This window comes from uncultured Vagococcus sp., from assembly GCF_963518325.1.
Classification (GTDB): domain Bacteria; phylum Bacillota; class Bacilli; order Lactobacillales; family Vagococcaceae; genus Vagococcus_D.
Map to the genome: position 1 here is coordinate 103710 of NZ_CAUQJB010000010.1, position 23229 is coordinate 126938.

Here is a 23229-nt window from a genome sequence, read left to right on the forward strand (position 1 = left end):
GCTCTCGCGCTCTGAGACCTAGGTTTTTTGAGGTGTCATGACATAAAGCGTTTTATTCCCTAAAATAAACGGAAAAAGGGACCAAGATGATGGAATTTCCTTGATAATATGCTATTATAGACAAGTGACTTAGTCGAGTTTAACGACAAGGAAATAAAAGGAAAAAAGAAATTATCGTTTATTTAAATAAAAAAGCCGTTAAGTATTCACTTATAGGGAATTTAGTGCAGTGATAAGCTCATATCATTGAAACTTTGCTATTTTTTTGTTAGTGTTATACTTGATTAAAGCTGACTGCCTAAGTTGGCTTTCTTTTGTAGAAAGAAACTGTGAGGGACATTCATGAAACCAATTATAGAGATCGATCATATTAGTTTTAAATATCAGGAAGACCAAGAGGTTTCCGCTCTAAATGATATTTCTTTTTCAATTAATCAAGGCGAATGGGTGGCAATTATCGGACATAATGGGTCTGGTAAGTCGACATTGGCAAAAACGATTAATGGGTTAATCTTGCCCAATGAAGGTAAGGTGACTGTCGGTGGATTAGAACTGAACGAAGCCAATGTTTGGGAGATTCGTAAAAAAATTGGCATGGTGTTTCAAAACCCCGATAATCAATTTGTTGGTTCAACTGTTGAGGACGATGTGGCTTTTGGTTTGGAAAATCAAGGGATACCTCGTGAAGAAATGGTCAATCGTGTCAACGATGCCTTGGAGAAAGTCCGCATGAGTGAGTTCAAAACCAAAGAACCAGCTCGCTTGTCTGGTGGTCAAAAACAACGGGTTGCAATCGCTGGTGTTGTGGCTTTAAGCCCCGATGTAATCATTTTAGATGAGGCAACCAGTATGCTTGATCCTAAAGGACGACTGGAAGTTATTTCCACGATTCAACAATTAAAAGAAGAAAAAAATTTAACGGTGATTTCGATTACTCACGATATAGACGAAGCAGCTAACGCCAATCGGGTCATGGTAATGAAAGCCGGTGAATTAGTTCAAGAAGGCACACCAGAAGAAATCTTTTCGGCAGGGGAAAAACTGGTTGCCATGGGCTTGGATTTACCATTCCCAGAAAAATTAAAGATAGAATTAACCAATCTAGGCATCGACGTGCCAGCAGCATACATGTCTGAAGAAGGGATGGTGAACTGGTTATGGACATCCGTTTTAAACAAGTAGGCTTTACCTATCAGCCAGGGACGCCCTTTCAACACCGGGCCCTGTCAGATATTAATCTGGAAATTAAAGAAGGGTCCTACACCGCAATTGTCGGCCATACCGGCAGTGGCAAATCGACCCTGTTGCAACATTTAAATGCCTTAGTCAAGCCAACTGAAGGTCAAGTGGAAATTGGCGAACGCGTGATTAAACCAGAGACAAACAATAAAAATTTAAAAAGTATCCGCAAAGAAGTGGGCATTGTTTTTCAATTTCCCGAAGCTCAACTCTTTGAAGAAACCGTGGCAAAAGACATCGCTTTTGGGCCGAAGAACTTTGGCGTAACCGATGAACGAGCCAAAGAAATCGTCAAAGAAACATTGGAGATGGTAGGCCTTGACGACAGCTATATGGAACGGTCCCCATTTGAGCTCTCAGGAGGGCAGATGCGCCGAGTAGCCATCGCAGGTGTTCTGGCCATGGAGCCGACTGTTCTCGTCTTAGACGAGCCAACAGCAGGCTTAGATCCGCAAGGACGTCTGGAGATGCTGGAAATGTTTGACCGTCTCCATAAAGAACGAGGATTAACCGTTGTCCTTGTGACCCATATGATGGACGACGTGGCCAATTACGCCGACTACGTGATTGTCCTAGAAGACGGTACCGTCGTGAAACAAGGCGGCCCACAGGAAGTTTTTGCCGACGTTCAGTGGTTGAAGGACAAACACTTAGGCGTGCCAACTGCCACGGCCTTTTCCCAACGCTTGGTGGATAAAGGGTTTGTGTTTGATCATCTCCCCCTAACAACGAAAGAACTGGCTTTAGCAATTAAGCAAGCAGGTGAAAGCCAATGATGGATAAATTAATTTTCGGACGCTATATTCCAGGGGATTCCCTGATTCACAATATGGACCCACGAGCGAAACTACTGACCAGCTTTTATTTTATCGGCATTATTTTCCTCTGCAACAACTGGCAGTCTTACTTACTGATGTTTGCTTTTACAATCGGTGTGATCTTACTATCGAAAGTCAGCATTAAGTTTTTCATTCGCGGTGTGAAACCCTTGATTTGGTTAATTTCATTCACCGTTATTCTGCAAGTTCTCTTTACCAGTGGTGGGACGGAATACTTCCGCTTTGGCATCATCGCCGTAACCGAGCTAGGCTTGATGAATGGGGCTTTTATCTTTTGTCGGTTTGTGTTAATTATCTTTATGTCCACACTGTTAACCTTAACCACGCCGCCATTGGCCTTGTCAGATGCGATTGAGTACTTATTGCGACCACTTAAAGTCGTGAAGTTTCCTGCCCATGAAGTCTCACTGATGTTATCGATTGCCTTGCGTTTTGTGCCAACTTTAATGGATGAAACTGAGAAAATCATGAATGCTCAACGAGCTCGTGGTGTTGACTTTGGCGAAGGCAACTTAGCCCAGCGAATGAAAGCCATCGTGCCCCTGCTGATTCCGTTATTTGTCAGCAGCTTTAACCGAGCAGAAGACTTAGCCATTGCCATGGAAGCCCGTGGTTACCAAGGCGGCGAAGGTCGTACAAAATACCGGATCTTGCATTGGCAAGGTCGCGACACACTGGCCATCTTAATTTATGGCTTACTGACTGTCGCACTGGTTTACTTAAGATATTAAAAGAGTAAGCAGTCCTCCCTGAGAGAACTGCTTTTTTCAAATGAAGGAGGCGCCTTATGCCGAGATATAAAGCAGTTGTGGCTTACGACGGCACCAATTACTGTGGCTTTCAAAGTCAAGAAAATGGCAACACCGTTCAAGCTGAAATTGAAAAGACCTTAAAAAAATTAAACAACGGCCAAGACGTGACGATTCACGGTTCTGGACGAACGGATTCAGGGGTTCATGCTTGGGGACAAGTCATTCATTTTGACTATCCTGAGCGAGATCCAGAAAAGTTACGCCATGCCTTGGACACTCAAAGTGCCGATGACATCGCCATTCGCTCTATGGAAAAGGTGTCGGATACCTTTCATGCACGTTATGACGCCATGGGAAAAACCTATCACTACCACTTGGACATCGGCAAACCCCGCACCCCTTTTAAACGCTACTATGCCGCTCATTACCGCCATCCCTTGGATTTGGCAAAGATGCAAGAAGGGATTCAGCATCTGATTGGCACCCATGACTTTTCCGCATTTTGCGCAACTGGTACCTCTGTGGAAAATAAAGTGCGGACAATTCATGAAGCCACTGTGGAGAAGTCTGGGGATAATGAACTAGTCTTTGTTTTCCGCGGCGACGGTTTTTTATATAAAATGGTTAGAATCCTAGTGGGGACCTTAATTAAAATTGGCAATGGCCATCTGAAGCCAAGTGACCTGCCAAAAATCATCGCTAGCCTTGATCGCAACCAAGCAGGCCCAACGGCTCATCCAGAGGGATTGTACCTCATGGAAGTCAAGTATCCAGACAAATCAAGAGACTCATAAGCTGTCTAATAAAAAAAATCATGATAAGTCACATAAATACATTGACAATATGCTGTTTTGGGCGTATTATGGTAAATGGTATTGTTTGCCCCACGATGAGCCCCGGAAACTTATTGTGTCAAACATCAGACTTATAAATTGGAGGAAACAAACGTGCGTACAACATATATGGCCAAAGCTGGCGAAGTAGAACGTAAATGGTACGTAGTAGATGCAACTGATATCCCAATGGGACGTCTTTCAGCAGTTGTTGCGTCAATCCTACGTGGTAAAAATAAACCAACATTCACACCTCATGTGGATACTGGTGATTTCGTAATCGTCATCAATGCAGAAAAAATCAAATTAACAGGTAACAAAGCAAGTGACAAAATCTATTACCGTCACAGTCAATACCCAGGTGGATTAAAATCTGTCTCAGCTGGTGAATTGCGTGAGAAAAATTCTCGTCGTTTGATTGAAACATCTGTAAAAGGCATGCTACCTAAGAAAACGTTAGGTCGTCAACAATTGTCTAAATTACATGTGTATGCTGGATCAGAACATCCACATCAAGCACAACAACCAGAAGTATTAGATATCACTAACCTAATTTAAGGAGGGAAATTCATTGGCTAAAGTACAATATATCGGCACAGGCCGTCGTAAAAATGCTGTAGCGCGTGTACGTCTAGTACCCGGTACAGGAAAAATCATTATGAACAAAAAAGATATTACTGAATATATTCCACATGCTGATTTACGTGAAGTTGTTAACCAACCTTTCGCTGCAACAGCAACAGAAGGTGCATATGACGTTTTCGTAAACGTAAACGGTGGAGGTTATTCTGGTCAAGCTGGCGCAACTCGTCATGGGATTGCACGCGCACTATTAGAAGTTGATCCTGACTTCCGTCCAGCTCTTAAATCTAAAGGTTTACTTACTCGTGACTCACGTATGGTCGAACGTAAAAAACCAGGTCTTAAGAAAGCCCGTAAAGCTTCACAATTCTCAAAACGTTAATATATCTTATATATCAACCGTTCAAGACACTTTCCAAGCAATTGGGGAGTGTTTTTTTGTCTAGTATGGACAAAGTCTAAGGATAAGGTTGCCAAAGAAGCTAACTACAGGAATAATCAGGTGAGGTAATGTGGCGGGCTCATCTATCTACACCAACTTCTCAGAGTGATAAGGGTCTGGAAAATGAGTAACCAACTGAAGTCATAGTAGCGATGATGCAAGATGAACGCCTTGAAGAGCGAAGGGGTGAACAACTTATAGGAATTGGAGAATACGAAAAGCAGCCTGGCAATCGTAAAGGTTCAGGAGGTCATTTTTTTGATCTGCCTGATTCCTTCACTACATAGTAAAACAAAGTAGTTGACATCTGATCTACTACGTTATACTATATACCTGTACTTAACATTACTAAGTAGATGGGAGAGGATAGTATGAATGAAGTAATCAGAGTCAGCCAATTAAAAAAATCATTTTCAGGCCATTCAATCATTGATGGCATTGACTTTGTCGTACCTCAAGGCAATATTTTTGCTTTGATTGGCACAAATGGCGCAGGAAAAACCACAGTCGTTAAAATGATGACGACTTTATTGAAACAAGATGAAGGAACGATTCAGGTGAATGGGTTGGACTCATCAACCGAAGCAGAAAAAATTCGTGAAATCATCAGTTTAACGGGGCAATTTACAGCCGTAGATGATGTGTTGACTGGTCGCGAAAATCTGGTGCTAATCGGAAAATTACGGCACTTGAAAGACTACCAAAAGCGAGTTGATACGTTGCTCAAGCAATTTGACTTACAGGAGGCGGCTAAACGTCCAGTTAGCACTTATTCCGGTGGCATGCGCAGAAAGCTTGATTTAGCCATGAGTTTGATGAGTGAACCAAGGATTTTATTTTTGGACGAACCGACCACGGGACTTGACCCACAAGCTCGAGCGGTGCTCTGGCAGATGATTCGTCAGCTAAAGCAAAAAGGGGTCACCATTTTTCTGACAACCCAATACCTCGAAGAAGCGGAACAATTGGCTGATACAGTGGCCATTCTCAATAAGGGAAAAATTGCCTTGCAAGGCAGTATGGCTGAGGTCAAAAAACGGTTGCCACAGGGGACAATTGAGCTGGCTTTTGCCGATCAAGAGACATTGAAGCAAGCAGAAAAGAGAGTCGGTGGTGAACTGAATGAGGAACGGTTGACTCTGACAGTCACAACTAACGATGAGGTACAAAAAATAACTGAAGTATTGAGCGCGTTACAGCAACAGCAGATTCAAATTTTAGGATTTGCTCAAAAAAATCCCACATTGGAAGATGTTTTCTTTTCAATAGTGAACCAACAGGAGGCGGGAAAATGAGATTAGTTGAAGATACCTTAACCTTAACAGGACGCATGATGAAGCACATGACCAGAAGTGTTGATACAATTATTACAGTAGTTTTAATGCCAGTTTTGATTATGCTAGCCTTTGTCTATATTTTCGGTGGGGCAATGACGATTCCAGTTGCGACTTACAAAGGCTTTATCATTCCAGCGATTTTGCTGCTAACGATCGTCAGTGGGGTGGCTTACACTGCTTTTCGTTTAAATAAAGATGTGACGAATGGTATTTTTGAACGGTTCCATTCGATGCCAATTGCCAAGTCGGCGATCTTAAACAGTCACGTCTTAACCAGTTTGGTTTTTAACACAGCGTCGGCTGTGATTGTCTTGTTGTGTGGTGTGTTAATTGGTTTTCGACCAAAAGCCCATTTAGTTGAGTGGATACTTGGTCTAGGGTTATTACTGATGGTAACCTTGGCCGTCTCCTGGATAGCCGTTCTATTCGGTTTAATCGCTAAAAGCAGTGATACGGCTAGTGTTTTCTCTTATTTGCTGATGGGATTGTTATTTATAAGCTCAGGCTTCGTTCCAACTGAAACATTGCCAAATGCCTTACGAGGCTTTGCGGAACATCAGCCGATGACACCAATTATCAATGCCATGCGTACACTGTTAACCGCAGGGGAAATCCCCTCAGAATTAGGAATCGCCTTTCTTTGGTGTTTAGGCAATATCGTGGTATTTCAAGCTTTGTCAATCGGTGTTTATCATAAGAAGATGGCTTAAGCAATCAGCCAATTGACAAACCATCAAAATAAACATACGATAGGTCATATTGAGGGATTGCCAGAAAGTAAAGGTGAGAAGATGGACGGAATTACAGAAATGTTAAAAGGCGTTCTGGAAGGGATCATTTTGGAAATTATTAATCGTCATGAGACCTATGGCTATGAAATTACCCAGAACTTACAAAATTACGGGTTTGAGGATATTGTGGAGGGAACGGTTTATACCATTCTGCTACGCTTAGAAAAAAAGGGATTGGTCATTGTGACAAAGAAAAAATCCAGTGTGGGACCCATGAGGAAGTTTTACTCATTAAATGAAGAGGGGCAAAAAGAGTTAGAATTATTCTGGCAGCGTTGGGAATTTATTTCAGGCCAAATTGTTAAAATAAGGGAGACTGATTAGCATGAAAAGTCATAATATTGTGGATTATTTTAAACAAGTTAGAGCAGACAAAGTAGAGTATAAAGCTCATATGGCACGGGTGAAAGAACTGCCAAAAGAGTATCAAATCGTATTTGAAGAAGTACAGAAATTTTTATGGCAGTTCACAGCCGGAGACGGCATGGATATGATGGTGGGAATGTATGCCTTGGTGGACTTTTTTGAAGAAGGAGCCTCAAACAAGATCCCAATTTTGCAATTGGTTGGTGAAGATGTGGGGACATTTGCCGAAAGTACCCTTCATGAAATGCAAGCTCGCACACAAGTTAATGAGTTAAAGCGTAAAATGAATCAACGAATCGCCAAAAAGTTACACCAGGAGTAACTAAAAAGTAGAAGTACGTCACTAAGTAAAGCGTATCTACTAAAGTATTGTCAAGGGTTGGATGTCCAACCCTTTCAATATACCCAAGCCGACACAAGGACAATCAAAAGAGTCTAATGCTATAATAAATAGTAAGAGTTAAGATAAGGGTAAGACCACAAGACGAGGAGGAGCTATAATGAGACACATAAAAAAAGAGTTCAAGCTTAATTGCAAACCAGAACAGGCTTGGCAATTGGTGATGGATCGTAACAAGTATGAGAAATGGGCTGCGGCATTTCAAGCAGGGTCAACGTATACAGGTGAGATGGGATTGAATGAAACCGTTTCATTTGTTGACGAAAGCGGGAATGGTCTGGTAGCTAAAGTCGTGGTATTTGAACCAGAGAAAGAAATCAAGTTTTCGTTCTTAGGTGAAATTAATGAAGGTAAATTTGTTGAAGTCCCTGACTTTGCTAACTGGCTTGAGCACTACCTGTTCGAACCAGAAGGCAATCAAACTAAGATGCTTGTGGATGTTGTTATGGATGACCAATATTATGAGATGATGGATAAGTTGTGGGATATTGCCGGAGCCGAATTGATAAAACTCAGCAGTGACTGATTGGCTGGCAAGAATCTAAGTAGCCTCTTTTATTATAGAGCCGTAAAAAGATTTCTTTAACTGAGAAGTCTTTTTTTTATAATAAAAAGCACAAAAAAATTACAGAGAGCATGAAGTCTGATAGTGTATTTTTGTTTTTGATATATATAACCTAAAAAAGACTTAGGATTAGCATTGGGAATAATAATAGGTTTCCATTCGTAGAAATACTGTGTTTTAAAGTGAATAATGAGGAGCTTAAAACTGACGCTTAATCCACCTGGTAACATAGACTCGCTATCTATAATCATACAAAATCTAATCGTACACGTGATATTCAATAAAATCAACAACGAGTCCCTACCTATTTAGGGCAGACTCTAATCCAGTAATGTAGCAAATTAAGTTTTTTTAAATTATTTAAAGCAAACTCTGACAGTCAAAAAGCGTTGCTCACAAGATAGGCAACGGACGATGAATCAAGTCATTCAGATAGTGATTACGACACTGTCAAGTGTTTGTTTAAACTGGATTTAGGTACATGCGCTACTCTGCTTCAATTCAAATGTGACTGTCATTATCAACTATATATAGCGAGCAATTGCCGTGGGTTGTTTTTTTCCAAAGCAAGTTAAGCTACTTGTGACGGCTTACATTTTCAATAATTCTTCCGCAAACACTTCTGAGGGCGCTTTGTCTTGTAAAATTTTATATGAGTAGTTGTTCACCCAATCTTCAGCCGCTAGAATCGTTCGTTTGCTTAAATGGGTGAGTAAAGTAGACATCAGTGGTCTTTTTAACCACTCAGGTGAATTGGAAAATTCCACATCATTATCTGAGGTCACGTTTTTGACGATCTGATGGAAGTAATTAATCCCTGATTGTTTAATGCAATAAGTTAAGCCTTTCTAAGATCCCAATAACTCCGGTTGTTAGCAAATTTCTCTATTTCATTGTAAAATTTAGTTATCAACAAAATAACTTATCTGAATGAGAAAATTATGAGACTAGGGACCATGCTAAAAAGGTATCGAAAAGAGAACAATTTAAGGCAAGAAGATTTGGCGAGGAAATTATTTGTAACACCACAAGCAATTTCAAAATGGGAAAAAGGACAATCTATTCCAGGCAAAGAGAGTTTTCAAGAATTGTCTGTAATGCTAGGAGTTACTGAAGAATACTTGTTAGATCAGAAGACAATTGTTTATAAAGTTAAACACGGAGATAATCTTTTTCGCATAGCTGTTAACAATGGGATTACTACTGACGAGTTGAAACGATTGAATAATAAGAAAGGGAATGAAATTTCCGTAGGTGAGGAACTATATTTACAATAAGAATTCTTCGTAGTATTTCACTTGTATTTTGTTTGGAATATTGCAAAATCCATGATATACTGAAGGTAATAAAAAGAGGACATGCTTCAACATGCCCTCAATGTAGTACCGTTAAAGACGGTAACGAGAATTTATTTAGTTAAGAAATAACCGTTCGAACTCGCAAAAGCTGACGGTTATTTTTTAGCTCTTTTTTAGCTTCTACAATAGCTGTCACAAGTTTAACAATTGCGGTAATTAAACCAACAACTGCCACTGTCACTGCTAGAATAGTCTCAAGCAAAAGGCTGGCTCCTTTCTCCAGATTTTGGTTGTACACTCATGCGCACAACCTCACTTTCGATTGAATCCCGCCACCGTCATTTAACTTTTCTACTCCCATGATTATAATATACATTACCCTTATCAAACACCCGAATCATACAGGTGAAATTCAAGAGTATCAGGCCTTTCACACTGCCAATTTAGGGTACACCCAAATGGATATAAATAGTTAAATAAAAAGCTCCTGTTAATCGATTTATGCGAACAACTTGTTCGTATTTCTATTAATAGGAGCCGAATATCTGATTACACTAGTGTTGCGTAGATACTGTCAGAATATTCTGATTTATTCATTTCTTAGAAAATTGACAAAACGGTCAATGCTTACGCAGAGGATGACCTTTTCCAGAAAATTTTCAGTCATTTAGTTTTAAAACAAAGGCGCCAGCGACTGTTTAAACGTTTATGTCGGAATAAATGGTTTCAACCAAAGCTCTGCCGCATCAAACCGTTGATAATGAAAGGCTTGTTTGAGTTGGAACAGAGTCGCGCTCGTCCCTAAATCCAGTTTAATCAGATACGTCAAAAGGGTGGCAATTAGCGTGAGAATCACTTGATTCATCGCGCCTTGCTCATCTTGTGAGTAAAGTTTTTTAATCGTTAGATTTTGCTTTAAGTGTTTAAAAAACAACTCTATTTGCCACCTTGCTTGATACATATCTGCGATTGCTTGTACACTAACATCCATGCGATTTGTCACGAGCCGCAGAAGCTTCTGCCCTTTTGTTAAAATGGTTACCAGTCGAAAACGTGACGTGAGGTAGTTCTTTCCGCCTCCTAAAGCCACGTGCTGGTCACTAATAACTTGCCCGTCAGTGGTCTGATAGTCGTCGATTTCCATCTGATCAAGAACGCTAACAAGCGTATTTTTCTTGATACGAGTCACAAAAAAGTAACCATCGTCATGCATCTTGTCCAGTAACATATAGTCGAAATAGCCACGGTCCACCACGTAAGTGGCCTCTGCTTTATTGACGAGCACCTCAATCTGAGTGCGATCGTGGGCTTTGGCATTGGTTATCGTAAAGTCTTCCGGATATTGATTGTTTTCGTCCATATAACACAAGTTAAGATGAAGTTTAATTCCCGACTTGGTGGAACGAAAGGTCGCCCACGGAAATAAGTGCTGATTCAAGGGAATGGTCGTAGAGTCAATCAATTGAAGGCTATTTCGTTTGGTCGTTGGTTGTTTTTGTTGAATTTCTCCAACGAGGTTCCGGAAAATTTCCATGAGGACAGTGGCATCAATCTCAATCAAGCAACGAGATAAATTACTGTGGTTAATGGAATCAATGCCAATTTCTCGGCAAAGCCGTTGATCAAGAAAGGCGCGACTCATCTCGCGGTAGCTCGGGTATTCTTCGTAAACCGCGTGTAATAAGATATTTAAGGTTGTTTGGAAATCAAGTTTTTTACTGTAATAATCGTAGTTAGTAATAAAAGTTTGAGCATCTGTCGATAAGTTTTTTAACTTTATTGACCATACCCATTCCTGAAATGATGTTTTTGAGTTATACTTATCCATGCGTAGATCCTTTTTATTGGTCTTGGGTAAGTCATCCAAGGTCAGTATAAAGGATTTTTTTGTCTTTGAAAAGCGTGAATTCAAGGATAATCGAGTTTTAAATTCTTCGCAACACTAGTGATAAAAAGTATCGTACAAAGGACAAATTCATTTATAATCAATCGTTGGAGTTGAGAAATGACTTGTTAAGACTCCCGATTGGGAAAAGCATCTATTCGGAAAACCTAGCAATTGAAAAGGATAATGACTTTTATGGTGTTTTTGAAGAGGAACAATTAATTGGGACATTGAGTTACTATGAAGAAAAACCACAAGCAGCACACTTGACTGCTTTTGCGGTGAAGTCAAGTCATCAAAGAACTGGCATAGGAAAAAAATTAATTGAAATGCTAATCAAAGATTTAAAAAGCAAAGGCTATGAAGAAATTAGGGTAGATGCTCGAGAAGAGGCTGTGTCGTTTTATAAGAAGTGCAAGTTTGAAATTGTTTCAGGTCCAGTGATAAATGAGATATTAGGTGTGATTGATTTTAAAATGGTTTGTCATATCTAGTTTATGCCAATGGTAGATAAATCCTGACTAAGTGGTTTAAAATAAAAAATAAATATATATTATAACCATGAAGCTAACCTAGTCGTCGTTGATTATAGGTTGGCTTTTTATTATGCCCAAATTTAAGGAGGAATTCATCATGAAGCGACAACCCGCAAAACGTATTCCCATTGTCAGCGTGAAAATTATAAAAGTGGATAATAACAGTACGAGATTAGAAGGTAATTACATTTAAGAGTGTCAACCACAGTTATTATGGCAAACATTACTCGATAAAGGATTAAAATGTCAAATAATGACTATGGTTGGTTCGTTTTTTTGATAGAAATAGTCATTGTTGAGTTATACAATGAAAACGTACCTAATTACTGTGCAGAAGGACACCAAATAAAAAGGAGACTTACAATGGAATTTAATATGGAGAAGTTAAATACAATCTTAGAAAAAATTGGACAAAACCCTTATCTGAAATCAATTACATCTGGAATGATGCATTCTTTACCAGTGACAATTATCGGGTCGATTGCTTCTATTTTAATGAATTTGCCAATTGCAACTTGGAATGATTTTGTTCAATCATCAAATTTATCAACGATTTTTGATTTAGCTATGAACGTAACGACAAACATGCTTTCAATTTATATTGTGTTCTTTATTACGAAAGCGCTAACTGAGAGACTATCTGATGGACTCGATGGAACAAATGCAGCGGTAACTGCTATTATTTCGTTTCTAATATTGACACCTTTGCAGATAACGGAAGGTGAAATGGGCCCCATTAAATCTATTTCTTTTGACTGGATTGGTTCTAAAGGAATTTTTTCAGCTTTACTTGTGGCATTTGTAGTCAGTAAGGTTTATCAACTATCCCAAAAAAATAATCTAACAATTAAAATGCCTGATTCAGTTCCGCCTATGATCACTTCTACTTTTGAAGGGTTAATTCCAGGTGTTATGGCATCGATGTTAATGTTAATTATTAGTTGGTTATTCTCATTAACTTCATTTGGTAATATTCATGAATTTATTTATTCTAATATTCAAACCCCTTTACAAGGCTTAGGTACGAATATTTGGAGTCTGGTGATAGCTTCAATCATTTCACAGCTATTATGGTTTTTCGGTATTCACGGAACGAGTATATTATTGCCAATACTATTACCTTTATTATTACCTCTAGATGCAGAAAATCTTGCTGCGTATGCTGCGGGTCAACCGTTACCTAATATCACAGGATTTGCATTCTTTTTATTCTATACATCAACAGGGATGGCAATGGGATTAATCGTAATGATGCTTTTTGCTAAATCTAAACAGTACAAGACTTTAGGTAAATTATCTATTATCCCTGCAATTTGCGGAATTACAGAACCCGTTATATTTGGAACACCTTTGGTACTAAATTTCAGATTTTTCCTTCCATTCGTATTTTCAAATAGCATTGCATTAATTATTGCTTATTTTGCCACATTTTTTGGTCTAGTACCTGCTCTTAATGGATCTAATATGGTTATGGGGATGCCTTTATTCTTAACAGCATTAATGCAAGGAGGATGGAGAACATTAGTATTGTTGATAGTGTTATTTGTAATAACGTCTGTTCTTTGGATTCCAGGATTTAGAAAAGTAGATCAAGAAGCATTTTTAGCAGAAAGTGGAGAACTGTAATATGAAATATCAGAACCCAATAATTAAAGGCTTTCATCCAGACCCTAGTGTTTGTTTTGCAAATGGCCAATTTTATATGGTCAACAGTACCTTTGAGTATTTTCCTGGATTACCTATTTATACAAGTAAAGATTTACTCAATTGGGAGTCTTTACCAGCAGTTGTGCAGCAACATGCACAAGTGGATTTACACAAAGCTAAAAACAGCGAAGGTCTTTTCGCTGCAACTATTCGAGAAAATAAGGGAACTTTTTATGTCGTCACTACAAATATTTCAACGTTCCAAACACTTCTATTTACGACCAAGAATCCAATGCATGGCTGGTCTCAAGCAATCGAAATTAAGATAAAGGGAATCGATCCTTCACTGTTTTTTGAAGGAGAACGTACTTATCTTCAGTTTACGGGATATATAGAACAGCAGAAAAAGGCTATTCAGCAAGTTGAACTTAATATAATGACAGGAGAAATAATTGAAGGTCCCAAGTTGTTAAGCCATGGGAGTGGTGGTAGAGATGTGGAAGGTCCTCATATATACAAAAAAGAGGGAAGTTATTATCTTTTAGCAGCTGAGGGCGGTACCCGAGAAGGGCATATGATAACCATTTTTAAAAGTAATGAAGTGTGGGGACCCTATGTTTCGTGCGCAAATAATCCGATTTTATCGAATCGAGATTATCCGAATGAACCGCTTCAATCAATTGGTCATGGCGATTTAGTTCAAGATAATAGTAAAGCTTGGTGGTTAGTTTGTTTAGGGACAAGACCGTACAAGCATACGACAAATATGGGACGAGAGACACTATTATATCCAGTAGAGTGGAATGGAGAGTGGCCTGTGATTCACAATGGGATAGCTTCACAATACGTGGATTTAGCTGATTACCCACAACATCAAGCACTCATGATCAACCCCCAAGTTGTAGAAAATTTCACTTCACTAGTAACTGAGGAGGGAGAAATAAATTCAGAAGCTCTTTTTCTCAGAGATGACCTATCTCTCAGAGCAGTGATTGATCATAATGGAGTATTATTAAAAGGCGATCAATCCTATTTAGAACAACAACTTCCATCATTAATCGGGCTGCGACAAACTTCAAAAACAAGTGTTTTTGAAGTTACTATCGATTTAACAGAAGAGAAAACCAATGGAGGAATCACAGTCTATATCGATTCTAAACACCATAGTGATTTATTAGTGCAAAAAAATGATGGAGAAATTTTTCTAACAAGACGCACACGATTAAAAGAAATTATTATTCAAGAAAAATTGCAATTAATTAAAGGAAATGAGGTAGTGTTATCAATTGGGTGTTCGGTAGAAGGATATAATTTTTCTATTGGAAAAGAAAGAAAACATCTATACAAGATAGATGCTTCTTTTTTATCAAATGAGTTTTCTTTTGGTAAAAATACAGGAGTCATTTGTGGCATATTTGCTGAAGGTGAAGGGCGACTTAGTTGCCTTAGTTTCACACGACAAGATTGAATTCTACTTAAGACATGTGATTGATACGGTAGGCAGCAGGTGTTTCTGAATACTTTTCTTTGAATGCTTTAATAAAAGAGTTAACATTTGGGAAACCGCTATCTAATGCAATTTCGGTGATAGTATTTGAGGAATTTACCAACAAATTGAAAGCTGTTTTTAAACGTATGGCTTTTAGTAAGTCGCGAAAATTTTTGTTAGTATTTTTTTTCAAAATTCTTGACAAATATTCGTGACTTATTTCAAATTGTTCAGCTACTTCAGTTGCTGATAAATAGTTATCAGCATTATCTTCAATAAATTTGATAATCAGTCTGATACGTTCTTGCGAGTTAGTGTAAGTTAGGTCTGTTTCAGTAGAAAAAAAGAAATGTTCAAGTAGTTGATGCGTAAAATAAAAAAATAAACTATAAATTTTGGCCCGACTATACGGAGCTTGATGAGTGCTTGTTTCAAGTATACTCTTGAGTATATCGATGACCGCTAGGTATTCTGGATGGCTAGAATCATTTAAGAAGATTGGAACTGCCGAATTATTTGTTACAAATTGAAATGTTTTCAAAGGAATTTGTAAAATAAACATTTCTGAATTAGGATTGTTTATAAAGGTAACAGAGTGAATATTGTTTGAATTAATCAGATAATAACTTTCTTTTTCAAGAAGGATTTTAGAGCCATTTGTCACTATTTCAATAGTACCTTGATTAACGTAAATGACCTCTATACTACGATGCCAATGGGCTGAAATAAACTGAAAATGTTGTTGTTTAGATTTTTGTGAGATTGTGTTGCTTGTATGTAGATTAAAAAATTCTGATTGATAATTTACTAGTTCATGTTTATAAGTCATTAGTTCACCACCTCAAAATGATTATACGAAAAGATTATAGATAGTACAAGGGAAGTTAATTTAGTATTAGCATTGCAAAATAAAAAATAAGGAGAATATTTATATTTTTATGGGGAACATCATTATCAGCAAATCAATCAGAGGGATCTTTAAATAGTAATAAGGGTGACAGCGTGAGCGATCGTTTACCTTTAGGCAAGAATCGTTATCAAGTAATGACACACCCTGCAAAAAAAGCAGATAGGTCTTATGAGTTTTACCCAACTCATAGAGGGATTGACTTCTATTCTCATTATCAAAAGGATATCAAAAAACTTGCTGAAATGGGAATTAACAGCCTACGTATATCGATTAGTTGGCCTAGGATATTCCCGACAGGGCTTGAAAAGGAACCGAATCAAGAAGGGTTAAATTTTTATGATAAAGTGTTTGCGGAGCTAAGTAAGTATCGAATTGAACCTGTTGTAACGTTAAATCATTTTGATACGCCTTATTATTTAGCCAAACATTATGGTGGTTGGAAAAGTAAAGTAACAAAAGAGGCATTTATAAAATATGCTGATACAATTTTAAAAAGATACAAAAATCAAGTGACTTATTGGATTCCTTGTAACGAAATTAATATGGCAGCCCACATCCCTTTTGTTGGTGCTGGTCTGATGATTGATTTAGAAAATCATCCGCAACAAGCTACTGCGGAAGCTATTCATAATTTATTAGTTGCAAGTGCAATCGTCACTAAACTCGCTCATGAAATAAATTGTAATAATAAAGTTGGTTGTATGTTAGCTGCTGGAACAACTTACCCTGAAACACCACACCCAAATGATATTTTGTGCGCCCTAGAGAAGGATCGTGAAAACTATTTATTTACCGACGTGCAATTAAGGGGAGCTTACCCTCTTTATTACACAAATCAATTACAAGTCCAAAATGTTAACTTAGTGGTATCGAAAGAAGAAAAAGAACTTTTATCTAAATATACATCTGATTTTATAGCGATTAGTTATTATAATTCGCGTATGGCGTCAAATAGAGAAGTACGTGAGTCTGATGTTACAACGGGTAATGTTTTTGCCACGTTAAAAAATCCTTTTTTGGAAAGTACAGAGTGGGGATGGTTGATTGATCCAGTTGGGTTGAGAATTACCTTAAATGAGTTGAGTGATCGATATCAGAAACCAATCATGATTGTGGAAAATGGACTTGGAGCAAAGGATGAATTAATAGATGGACAGATTAATGATTCTTACCGTATAGATTTTTTAGACGCGCACATTATGGAAATGAAAAAGGCTCAAAAAGATGGTGTGGAAATAATCGGATATTTAACTTGGAGTGGATTGGATATAATTAGCGCCTCATCAGGAGAGATATCTAAACGCTACGGATTCATTTATGTCTGTCAAGACGATGTAGGAGAAGGAACTCAACAAAGAATAAAAAAAGCGTCTTATTATTGGTATCAGGATTTTTTAAGCAATGAGCAAATCATTTTTAATCGTTAGAAGGGAAGAAAATCATAAAATACAACAGATTCTTTGTACCGCACTCAGATTTATTTTTAAAACCATTAAACAGCAAAAAACTGGCAGGAAAGCTAATAAAGAAAAAGAGCTAGAAAATTTAGTTAAAGATAGCCATTTTATAGCAGTTCAGGAGTTAATCTCTGACTACATTTTAGGCCTAACTGAAGAAACCTCATCCGGTAAGTAGGTTAGGACAGGCTATAAAAGTTGTTGTATAATAAGGAGTAGACGAAAGAGAGGGGTTGTTACATGAATGGTTCCCAGGACTATTTAGATGATTTACTCGTGCGTATGGCGTATCATTCAAGTGCGATTGAAGGCAATACGATTTCTTTGCCACAAACCGTTTCAATCATTTTGGAAGGCACATTGCCAAGTCAAGGTAAGAGCATCCGTGAATTCTACGAAATAGACAATCATAAACAGACATTTGCCTTTATCGAAAGCCTGTTAGAAAAGAAGGAGTCGTTACAACTATCAGACGTGAAAGAGATTCATGCGTTACTAACCGATCGCTTACAGCACGACAAAGGCCAGTTTAAAACACAACAAAATGCCATTAGAGGGGTCGAGTTTAAAACGGCAACACCTGAAGAAGCACCGCAGTTGATGGCTCAATGGATTGATAATACGAATTATCGCTTAGGTTCTTCTCATAATAATAGTAGTCTACTCGAAGTCTTGGCAGAGACTCATATTCAATTTGAACGCATTCATCCATTCTACGACGGTAATGGACGTACCGGGAGAATGATTTTAATGTACCTAAGCATGGGTTATTTAGGCGCCCCTATTGTCATTAGAAAAGAGTGGCGTGGACGATATATTGAGTTTTTGGGAGAGCAAGACACCCAAGGATTGGTTCAATTATTTAATGAGTCGTTTGAGTTTGAGCGTGTTCGTATGACTGAATTTGGGTAAGTGTTTAAGATGTTTCAGTTGTTGGGGCCAGCCACACTTAGTTAAATAATTTTGAAAAGCTACATCTGGCAATGCGACGCAGATGTAGCTTTTTTGTTGCTGAAAATCAAATGAGAATATGGGCTGTATAGTTGGCCGCGTGATACGAATTCCTCTAGGATTATGATCAGTTAGTACTGGTCGGAAAGTTAATGTGTAATAAAGGTTAGATAAGCATATGCAAGAAGGAATTGTTACAACACACTCTCCGTTTATTATGCGGTCGTTAAAAGAACGGGAACTGATTAAATTAACGTCAAGTGAAGAGAGTATCTCAGTTTCTGGTGAAGATTATGTAGATCAAAGTATTGAAGAAATTAGTGAAAATGTAATGGGGATTGAAGGGGTTCAAAGAAGTAAGCAGTATAATGAAATGTACGAAACAGCAATTGAATACTACAAATTATTAGAAGAGGGGCTTGTAGCAGACAAGAGAGAAGAAAAGAAACGTATTGAATTAGCATTGGATAAGATTGAGATAATGTATGATGATAATCCGGCCTACACAGCTTTATTAGCAATGAAGAGAATTGCTAATAAAAGCCAAGGAGGAGTGTGATTATGAGGCCAGTAAATAGGGGGCCAATACCTCAAAATAATTCAAAGGATATAGAATTTACTAAATCACTAGTGTTGCGAAGATTTAAAATTGACATAAACCTTGAATTCAAGCTTTTCAAAAATAAAAAAATCCTTTATACTGGCCTTGGATGACTTACCCAAGACCAATAAAAAGGACCTATGCATGGATAAGTATAACTCAAAAACATCATTTCAGGAATGAGTTTCGTCAATAAAGTTAACAAACTTATCGACAGATGCTCAAACATTTATTACAAACTACGATTATTACAGTAAAAAACTTGATTTTCAAACAATTTTAAACATTTTGTTGCATGCGGTTTATGAAGAATATCCGAGCTACCGCGAGATGAGTCGCGCCTTTCTTGATCAGCGGCTTTGTCGCGAAATCGGTATCGAATCAATTAACCACAGTAATTTGTCTCGTCGGCTGATTGAGATGGAGCCCACTGTTCTCATGGAAATTTTCCGAAATCTCGTTGAGGAAATTCAACAAAAACAGCCAACGACCAAACGAAACAGTCTTCAATTGATTGATTCTACGACTATTCCGTTGAATCAGCACTTGTTTCCGTGGGCGACCTTTCGTTCCACCAAGTCGGGAATTAAACTTCATCTTAACTTGTGTTATATGGACGAAAACAATCAATATCCGGAAGACTTTACGATTACCAATGCCAAAGCCCACGATCGCACTCAGATTGAGGTGCTGGTCAATAAAGCGGAAGCTACTTACGTGGTGGACCGCGGTTATTTTGATTATAAGTTACTGGACAAGATGCACCGCGATGGGTTCTTTTTCGTCACTCGCATCAAAAAAAATACGATTGTTAGCGTGCTCGATCAGATGGAAATCGATGACTACCAGACGACGGATGGACAGGTTATCAGTGACCAACACGTTGCCTTAGGCGGTGGAAAGAACCATCTCACTTCACGTTTTCGACTGATAACCATTTTAACTAAAGGGAAGAAACTTTTGCGGCTCCTGACCAATCGGATGGACGTCAGTGTACAAGCAATCGCAGATATGTATCAAGCACGCTGGCAAATAGAGCTTTTTTTTAAACATCTAAAACAAAATCTAACCATCAAAACTCTTTACTCACAAGATGAGCAAGGAGCGATGAATCAAGTGATTCTCATGCTAATTGCCACCCTTTTGACGTATCTGATTAAACTGGATTTAGGGACGAGTGCGACTTTGTTTCAACTTAAACGCGCCTTTCATTATCAACGGTTTGATCCGGCAGAGCACTGGTTAAGACCCTTTACTCCGATATAATCTTTTAACTTGTCGCTCACGCATTTGGATTGAAATTAAATTACTGAAAATTTTCTGGAAATGGTTATCCGTTGTGTAAGTATTGACCGTTTTGTCAATTTTCTAGGAATCGAATAAATCAGAATATTCTAACTTTATCTATGCAACACCAATGATTTTCGATAATTTATTCTTCATAAATAACACTCCATTATTTTTTGGTATAAAAATCGTATAAAAACGATCAAGAGCCTAAATCGCAAATAGAAATTGATGAGAAAGAATATATATTGAAATATAAAATGAAAGAAGAAGGAACGGATAAAAAAATAGGTTATTATGTAGAAAAATAAGCAACTGGTTGGTTAAGAATTATATCAGTGGAATTATGTTTTCTCTTAGGTTTAAACTATTTTATTGTTAAAACATTCAACGCACCACAACATAGTCGTGGTGCGTTCGCCAAAATGGACATACTCCACGTAGAATAAGGCGTCTCTCACAAAATAGAGGGACGCCTTTTTTTGTATAAGTAATGAACGGAACTCGATACTACTGTGATTCTTATTGAGTTGCGTTACCTTTTTATCAAAAACGACCATTAAAAACTAAAATCAAAGAGTTTATACTTAAAATAAAATCCCACAAACCATATAGCATATCATCTATTTTTTTTTTAATGAACAGTAAAAAAAATAATTTGTATTAGCGTTTGTTATATCAATCAAACGGTCGATATATCGTAAAATGTGTTGAACAAGTGTGTTTTTTAGTGCTTTATATGTTATTTTATACTAATTATATTTAGGGGGAAATTAGAATATAATTGAATAACTTTTAGGCTTATGATAAATTTGAAAGTGAAAAAAAAGAAAGGAGAAATATCAACGTAGACTATTATTTATTTTTATGGGTGGATTCATTTAAACTGCTTATAAAGACTGTTTTATATCATTGTGTTTATTTAATCTGTGTACTATAATAGGAGGATATTTATGAAAAGAGTATTTTCAAAAAAAATGTTAACAGTTGTATTAGGGATTGTTTGTTTTTTCACAATTACTGGAGTGTTTGACAGCGTCTCTGCTGCTGAAAACGAACTAACTATTCAAAGTAAAATCGTAGAACCTGGAGCAACTGAATTTGCAAAATCTGATTTTGGTTATTCGTTGTCAGCAATATTAGCAGCGGAAAAAATAGGGACTTCCCCTGAAAATTTTGTTTTATCAGAGCCTTTTGTTATTGAAGGCTCAAATCAAGGTGAAATCTATTTTCCAGTTCTTTTAGATAATAATGTTGAGTATGTTTATATATTGATTCAAGATGGTGATGGCAAATACTCATCTAGCGTCAGCCGATTTTTAGCTGAGGAAATACAAGAATTAAGGGCGAATGAATCCATTGATCTAGAGAGCTATCCTGTTACCTTTTTCTTAAAGAATAACAATATTTTTTATAAACAAAATAATGAAGTAACTTTGTTATGGGAATCTCCAATTAGGCCAGATGTTCAAGAGCCAGAAGCGTTAGAGAACTTTGTCACAAATGAAACTGAGGAATTTTCGATTAAATCACTGTCAAATGAAATTGATTTCGTAGAACAACCCTTGGTTGAAGATGACACTCAAAGTATTCCTAATCCGCTACAACGTGGAGTTGTTATTGATACTAACTACATCATGATAGATTTTGTTTGTAGAGAAACTCAAGGCAACGTTCCTTGGTGTGCTGCATATGCAACTGCTTGGATATTAAGCAATAAAACAAATCCGACTTTAACTTATGCTTATGATGTGATGAAGCATGCTTATCCTAATGCCACTTTTTCCGAATTAATAACTAAAACTGCTAGCTATGATCAAATCGCGGCTTTTGCTAGAAGCAAAGGTGCCAGTCCAATTGTAACACCCACAACGTTATCTGGTGATAACGTAAGAACACTTTTAAAGAACGGAAAGCCCCTTTATATAGGTTTGGATGGAATCTCAGGGGATTATCTAGGTAAGACGCATGCTATGTCACTTTTTGGTTGGGTAAAACAGGGGAACAATGAATCATACTATGTTTGGAATCCATGGAACAATTACGTAACTGTAGCGTCAACTAATGGTTCATCTTTAACAGTGCCAGTATCTGGTGGCGCATTTACATGGAAACGTACGATTTATAACATGTAATACTTGTATAGTCGATAGATTACCGGAAGAAGGGATATTTCTGAAAAAAATTTTGATTATATTATTGTTCATCCTTTCAGGATGTGCATATTCATCTGAAAAAAAAGGAGATTCTCCTGTAGCTGATAAGGAAAACGGAGTAAATATGAACGAAAGTTATGAACAGTTTGATAAGTTAGCTGGTAGCTGGCATTCTGATAAATGGAATACAGACCTGATAATTACCATTTTAGAAGATAACAAGATACAATTGTTGTTCGATGGAAATAAAGATATCACGACACTTGTATCAGATGAGCCGAGTGAATCAATGTGGGAACTTAGTTCTAATGATACGGATATAAATTATTCTATTTACTATGTGGATGTCAATTCAATAAAAGTAGGTTTAGGAATTCAACAAACTTCGGATTCTTTTAGTGATGGGTCTACTGAAATTGTTAAATTTACTAGAATAATGGAATAAAGTATCATGCAGAAGGAAAATACATAACTTTGCAAAGCATAAAATTGAAACCAAATGTTTGAAAAGTGTTATCTATATTTAATAGCGGAGTGTGCAGTAAATCACCATATACTGCACACTCTTTTTTATCCTTCTTTTTGCATTATTAATTGGTCGTTGCGTCCATAAACCCGTAAATTATTCTATGTGCAGTAACTCTATGTGATTAATCGTCATTTTCTTTCTATCAAAAACGACTATACTTTTTGTAGAATATTTCTCAACGTCAAACTAGTAATACAATACGTTAAAATTCTTTAGTGACAAAAATGTAGTTTCACTACTGATATAATCGGTTGGTGCAATTAGGAAAGTGAAAAGAGAGCACTTAGTGTAAAATTATTCTCGGTAAGACATATTTCTTTCCAAACCAAAAGAAGAC

At 37.5% G+C, this 23229-nt stretch carries 27 protein-coding genes; 23 read left to right on the plus strand and 4 right to left on the minus strand.

Annotated elements, in window-relative coordinates; translation table 11 throughout:
- Positions 1–342: 342 nt before the first annotated feature.
- The 11 genes from RWN13_RS10595 (at position 343) to RWN13_RS10645 (ending at position 8107) form a co-directional block, all read left to right on the plus strand.
- Positions 343–1182, plus strand: coding sequence for an energy-coupling factor ABC transporter ATP-binding protein (locus RWN13_RS10595; protein WP_314063138.1), 840 nt, complete (start codon positions 343–345; stop codon positions 1180–1182).
- A complete protein-coding gene (locus RWN13_RS10600; RefSeq protein ID WP_314063140.1) occupies positions 1158–2015 on the plus strand; it encodes an energy-coupling factor ABC transporter ATP-binding protein in 858 nt (285 codons plus the stop codon). The genes RWN13_RS10595 and RWN13_RS10600 overlap by 25 nt, the downstream gene beginning before the upstream one ends.
- Complete coding sequence (locus RWN13_RS10605; protein ID WP_314063143.1) at positions 2012–2809, plus strand: energy-coupling factor transporter transmembrane protein EcfT; 798 nt, start codon at positions 2012–2014, stop codon at positions 2807–2809. The genes RWN13_RS10600 and RWN13_RS10605 overlap by 4 nt, the downstream gene beginning before the upstream one ends.
- A gap of 56 nt (positions 2810–2865) precedes the next feature.
- Positions 2866–3624 carry a tRNA pseudouridine(38-40) synthase TruA gene (truA, locus tag RWN13_RS10610; RefSeq protein ID WP_314063146.1) on the plus strand — a complete coding sequence of 253 codons (759 nt, stop codon included), beginning with the start codon at positions 2866–2868 and terminating at the stop codon, positions 3622–3624.
- A gap of 168 nt (positions 3625–3792) precedes the next feature.
- Positions 3793–4221: a 50S ribosomal protein L13 gene (rplM, locus tag RWN13_RS10615; RefSeq protein ID WP_245249373.1), complete on the plus strand. Its 429-nt coding sequence runs from the start codon at positions 3793–3795 to the stop codon at positions 4219–4221.
- Positions 4222–4234: 13 nt separating this feature from the next.
- Positions 4235–4627: a 30S ribosomal protein S9 gene (rpsI, locus tag RWN13_RS10620; protein WP_314063148.1), complete on the plus strand. Its 393-nt coding sequence runs from the start codon at positions 4235–4237 to the stop codon at positions 4625–4627.
- Between the two features lie 431 nt (positions 4628–5058).
- Complete coding sequence (locus tag RWN13_RS10625) at positions 5059–5982, plus strand: ATP-binding cassette domain-containing protein (RefSeq protein WP_314063150.1); 924 nt, start codon at positions 5059–5061, stop codon at positions 5980–5982.
- On the plus strand, positions 5979–6734 hold the full coding sequence (locus tag RWN13_RS10630) for an ABC transporter permease (RefSeq protein ID WP_314063153.1): 756 nt from the start codon (positions 5979–5981) through the stop codon (positions 6732–6734). The genes RWN13_RS10625 and RWN13_RS10630 overlap by 4 nt, the downstream gene beginning before the upstream one ends.
- Positions 6735–6815: 81 nt before the next feature.
- Positions 6816–7139 (plus strand): PadR family transcriptional regulator, encoded by a 324-nt coding sequence (locus RWN13_RS10635; protein WP_314063193.1) that lies wholly within the window; start codon positions 6816–6818, stop codon positions 7137–7139.
- Between the two features lies 1 nt (position 7140).
- Positions 7141–7503, plus strand: coding sequence for a DUF1048 domain-containing protein (locus tag RWN13_RS10640; RefSeq protein ID WP_314063155.1), 363 nt, complete (start codon positions 7141–7143; stop codon positions 7501–7503).
- A 178-nt stretch (positions 7504–7681) separates the two neighbouring features.
- Positions 7682–8107 carry an activator of HSP90 ATPase gene (locus RWN13_RS10645; protein WP_314063157.1) on the plus strand — a complete coding sequence of 142 codons (426 nt, stop codon included), beginning with the start codon at positions 7682–7684 and terminating at the stop codon, positions 8105–8107.
- Between the two features lie 629 nt (positions 8108–8736).
- On the opposite strand, the gene RWN13_RS10650 is transcribed toward RWN13_RS10645, so the two are convergent.
- Positions 8737–8931: a hypothetical protein gene (locus RWN13_RS10650; RefSeq protein ID WP_314063160.1), complete on the minus strand. Its 195-nt coding sequence runs from the start codon at positions 8929–8931 to the stop codon at positions 8737–8739.
- 171 nt (positions 8932–9102) lie between these two features.
- On the opposite strand from RWN13_RS10650, the gene RWN13_RS10655 reads away from it, so the two are divergent.
- The gene (locus RWN13_RS10655) at positions 9103–9423 is read left to right on the plus strand and encodes a helix-turn-helix domain-containing protein (RefSeq protein ID WP_314063162.1); all 321 of its coding nucleotides are present in this window, start codon (positions 9103–9105) and stop codon (positions 9421–9423) included.
- Positions 9424–9562: 139 nt separating this feature from the next.
- On the opposite strand, the gene RWN13_RS10660 is transcribed toward RWN13_RS10655, so the two are convergent.
- Together RWN13_RS10660 and RWN13_RS10665 are read right to left on the minus strand one after the other, a co-directional pair.
- Positions 9563–9706, minus strand: a complete 144-nt coding sequence (locus tag RWN13_RS10660) for a hypothetical protein (protein ID WP_314063165.1) — start codon at positions 9704–9706, stop codon at positions 9563–9565.
- 444 nt (positions 9707–10150) lie between these two features.
- Positions 10151–11272: an IS4 family transposase gene (locus RWN13_RS10665; protein ID WP_314063166.1), complete on the minus strand. Its 1122-nt coding sequence runs from the start codon at positions 11270–11272 to the stop codon at positions 10151–10153.
- Between the two features lie 182 nt (positions 11273–11454).
- Here RWN13_RS10665 and RWN13_RS10670 point away from each other — a divergent pair, with 182 nt between their 5' ends.
- From RWN13_RS10670 to RWN13_RS10680, 3 genes are all read left to right on the plus strand, one after another.
- Positions 11455–11823 (plus strand): GNAT family N-acetyltransferase, encoded by a 369-nt coding sequence (locus RWN13_RS10670; RefSeq protein WP_314063167.1) that lies wholly within the window; start codon positions 11455–11457, stop codon positions 11821–11823.
- A gap of 405 nt (positions 11824–12228) precedes the next feature.
- On the plus strand, positions 12229–13491 hold the full coding sequence (locus RWN13_RS10675) for a PTS transporter subunit EIIC (RefSeq protein WP_314063168.1): 1263 nt from the start codon (positions 12229–12231) through the stop codon (positions 13489–13491).
- Position 13492: 1 nt separating this feature from the next.
- Positions 13493–14980: a family 43 glycosylhydrolase gene (locus RWN13_RS10680; protein ID WP_314063169.1), complete on the plus strand. Its 1488-nt coding sequence runs from the start codon at positions 13493–13495 to the stop codon at positions 14978–14980.
- A 7-nt stretch (positions 14981–14987) separates the two neighbouring features.
- Here the strand turns inward: RWN13_RS10680 and RWN13_RS10685 are convergent, their stop codons facing one another.
- Complete coding sequence (locus tag RWN13_RS10685) at positions 14988–15830, minus strand: AraC family transcriptional regulator (protein WP_314063170.1); 843 nt, start codon at positions 15828–15830, stop codon at positions 14988–14990.
- Between the two features lie 101 nt (positions 15831–15931).
- Between RWN13_RS10685 and RWN13_RS10690 the strand changes: the two genes are divergently transcribed.
- The 8 genes from RWN13_RS10690 to RWN13_RS10725 all read left to right on the plus strand — a co-directional run bounded on the left by RWN13_RS10690 (position 15932) and on the right by RWN13_RS10725 (position 22808).
- Entirely contained in the window at positions 15932–17338 is a 1407-nt protein-coding gene (locus RWN13_RS10690; protein WP_314063196.1) for a family 1 glycosylhydrolase, read from the plus strand.
- Positions 17313–17546: a hypothetical protein gene (locus RWN13_RS10695; protein WP_314063173.1), complete on the plus strand. Its 234-nt coding sequence runs from the start codon at positions 17313–17315 to the stop codon at positions 17544–17546. The genes RWN13_RS10690 and RWN13_RS10695 overlap by 26 nt, the downstream gene beginning before the upstream one ends.
- 62 nt (positions 17547–17608) lie before the next feature.
- A complete protein-coding gene (locus tag RWN13_RS10700; RefSeq protein ID WP_314063174.1) occupies positions 17609–18280 on the plus strand; it encodes a Fic family protein in 672 nt (223 codons plus the stop codon).
- Between the two features lie 217 nt (positions 18281–18497).
- A complete protein-coding gene (locus RWN13_RS10705; protein WP_314063176.1) occupies positions 18498–18878 on the plus strand; it encodes a hypothetical protein in 381 nt (126 codons plus the stop codon).
- 2 nt (positions 18879–18880) lie between these two features.
- Entirely contained in the window at positions 18881–19033 is a 153-nt protein-coding gene (locus RWN13_RS10710; RefSeq protein ID WP_314063177.1) for a hypothetical protein, read from the plus strand.
- 118 nt (positions 19034–19151) lie between these two features.
- Positions 19152–20186: an IS4 family transposase gene (locus tag RWN13_RS10715; protein WP_314063198.1), complete on the plus strand. Its 1035-nt coding sequence runs from the start codon at positions 19152–19154 to the stop codon at positions 20184–20186.
- A 974-nt stretch (positions 20187–21160) separates the two neighbouring features.
- A complete protein-coding gene (locus tag RWN13_RS10720; protein ID WP_314063178.1) occupies positions 21161–22342 on the plus strand; it encodes a C47 family peptidase in 1182 nt (393 codons plus the stop codon).
- Between the two features lie 52 nt (positions 22343–22394).
- Complete coding sequence (locus tag RWN13_RS10725; RefSeq protein ID WP_314063180.1) at positions 22395–22808, plus strand: hypothetical protein; 414 nt, start codon at positions 22395–22397, stop codon at positions 22806–22808.
- Positions 22809–23229 lie beyond the last annotated feature (421 nt).

Bases quoted from the DNA above. Each gene is read 5' to 3' on its own strand.
- RWN13_RS10595 (WP_314063138.1), top strand. From the start codon at position 343: ATGAAACCAATTATAGAGATCGATCATATTAGTTTTAAATATCAGGAA.
- RWN13_RS10600 (WP_314063140.1), top strand. From the start codon at position 1,158: ATGGACATCCGTTTTAAACAAGTAGGCTTTACCTATCAGCCAGGGACG.
- RWN13_RS10605 (WP_314063143.1), top strand. From the start codon at position 2,012: ATGATGGATAAATTAATTTTCGGACGCTATATTCCAGGGGATTCCCTG.
- truA (WP_314063146.1), top strand. From the start codon at position 2,866: ATGCCGAGATATAAAGCAGTTGTGGCTTACGACGGCACCAATTACTGT.
- rplM (WP_245249373.1), top strand. From the start codon at position 3,793: ATGGCCAAAGCTGGCGAAGTAGAACGTAAATGGTACGTAGTAGATGCA.
- RWN13_RS10625 (WP_314063150.1), top strand. From the start codon at position 5,059: ATGAATGAAGTAATCAGAGTCAGCCAATTAAAAAAATCATTTTCAGGC.
- RWN13_RS10630 (WP_314063153.1), top strand. From the start codon at position 5,979: ATGAGATTAGTTGAAGATACCTTAACCTTAACAGGACGCATGATGAAG.
- RWN13_RS10635 (WP_314063193.1), top strand. From the start codon at position 6,816: ATGGACGGAATTACAGAAATGTTAAAAGGCGTTCTGGAAGGGATCATT.
- RWN13_RS10640 (WP_314063155.1), top strand. From the start codon at position 7,141: ATGAAAAGTCATAATATTGTGGATTATTTTAAACAAGTTAGAGCAGAC.
- RWN13_RS10645 (WP_314063157.1), top strand. From the start codon at position 7,682: ATGAGACACATAAAAAAAGAGTTCAAGCTTAATTGCAAACCAGAACAG.
- RWN13_RS10655 (WP_314063162.1), top strand. From the start codon at position 9,103: ATGCTAAAAAGGTATCGAAAAGAGAACAATTTAAGGCAAGAAGATTTG.
- RWN13_RS10665 (WP_314063166.1), bottom strand. From the start codon at position 11,272: ATGGATAAGTATAACTCAAAAACATCATTTCAGGAATGGGTATGGTCA.
- RWN13_RS10675 (WP_314063168.1), top strand. From the start codon at position 12,229: ATGGAATTTAATATGGAGAAGTTAAATACAATCTTAGAAAAAATTGGA.
- RWN13_RS10680 (WP_314063169.1), top strand. From the start codon at position 13,493: ATGAAATATCAGAACCCAATAATTAAAGGCTTTCATCCAGACCCTAGT.
- RWN13_RS10685 (WP_314063170.1), bottom strand. From the start codon at position 15,830: ATGACTTATAAACATGAACTAGTAAATTATCAATCAGAATTTTTTAAT.
- RWN13_RS10695 (WP_314063173.1), top strand. From the start codon at position 17,313: ATGAGCAAATCATTTTTAATCGTTAGAAGGGAAGAAAATCATAAAATA.
- RWN13_RS10700 (WP_314063174.1), top strand. From the start codon at position 17,609: ATGAATGGTTCCCAGGACTATTTAGATGATTTACTCGTGCGTATGGCG.
- RWN13_RS10705 (WP_314063176.1), top strand. From the start codon at position 18,498: ATGCAAGAAGGAATTGTTACAACACACTCTCCGTTTATTATGCGGTCG.
- RWN13_RS10710 (WP_314063177.1), top strand. From the start codon at position 18,881: ATGAGGCCAGTAAATAGGGGGCCAATACCTCAAAATAATTCAAAGGAT.
- RWN13_RS10720 (WP_314063178.1), top strand. From the start codon at position 21,161: ATGAAAAGAGTATTTTCAAAAAAAATGTTAACAGTTGTATTAGGGATT.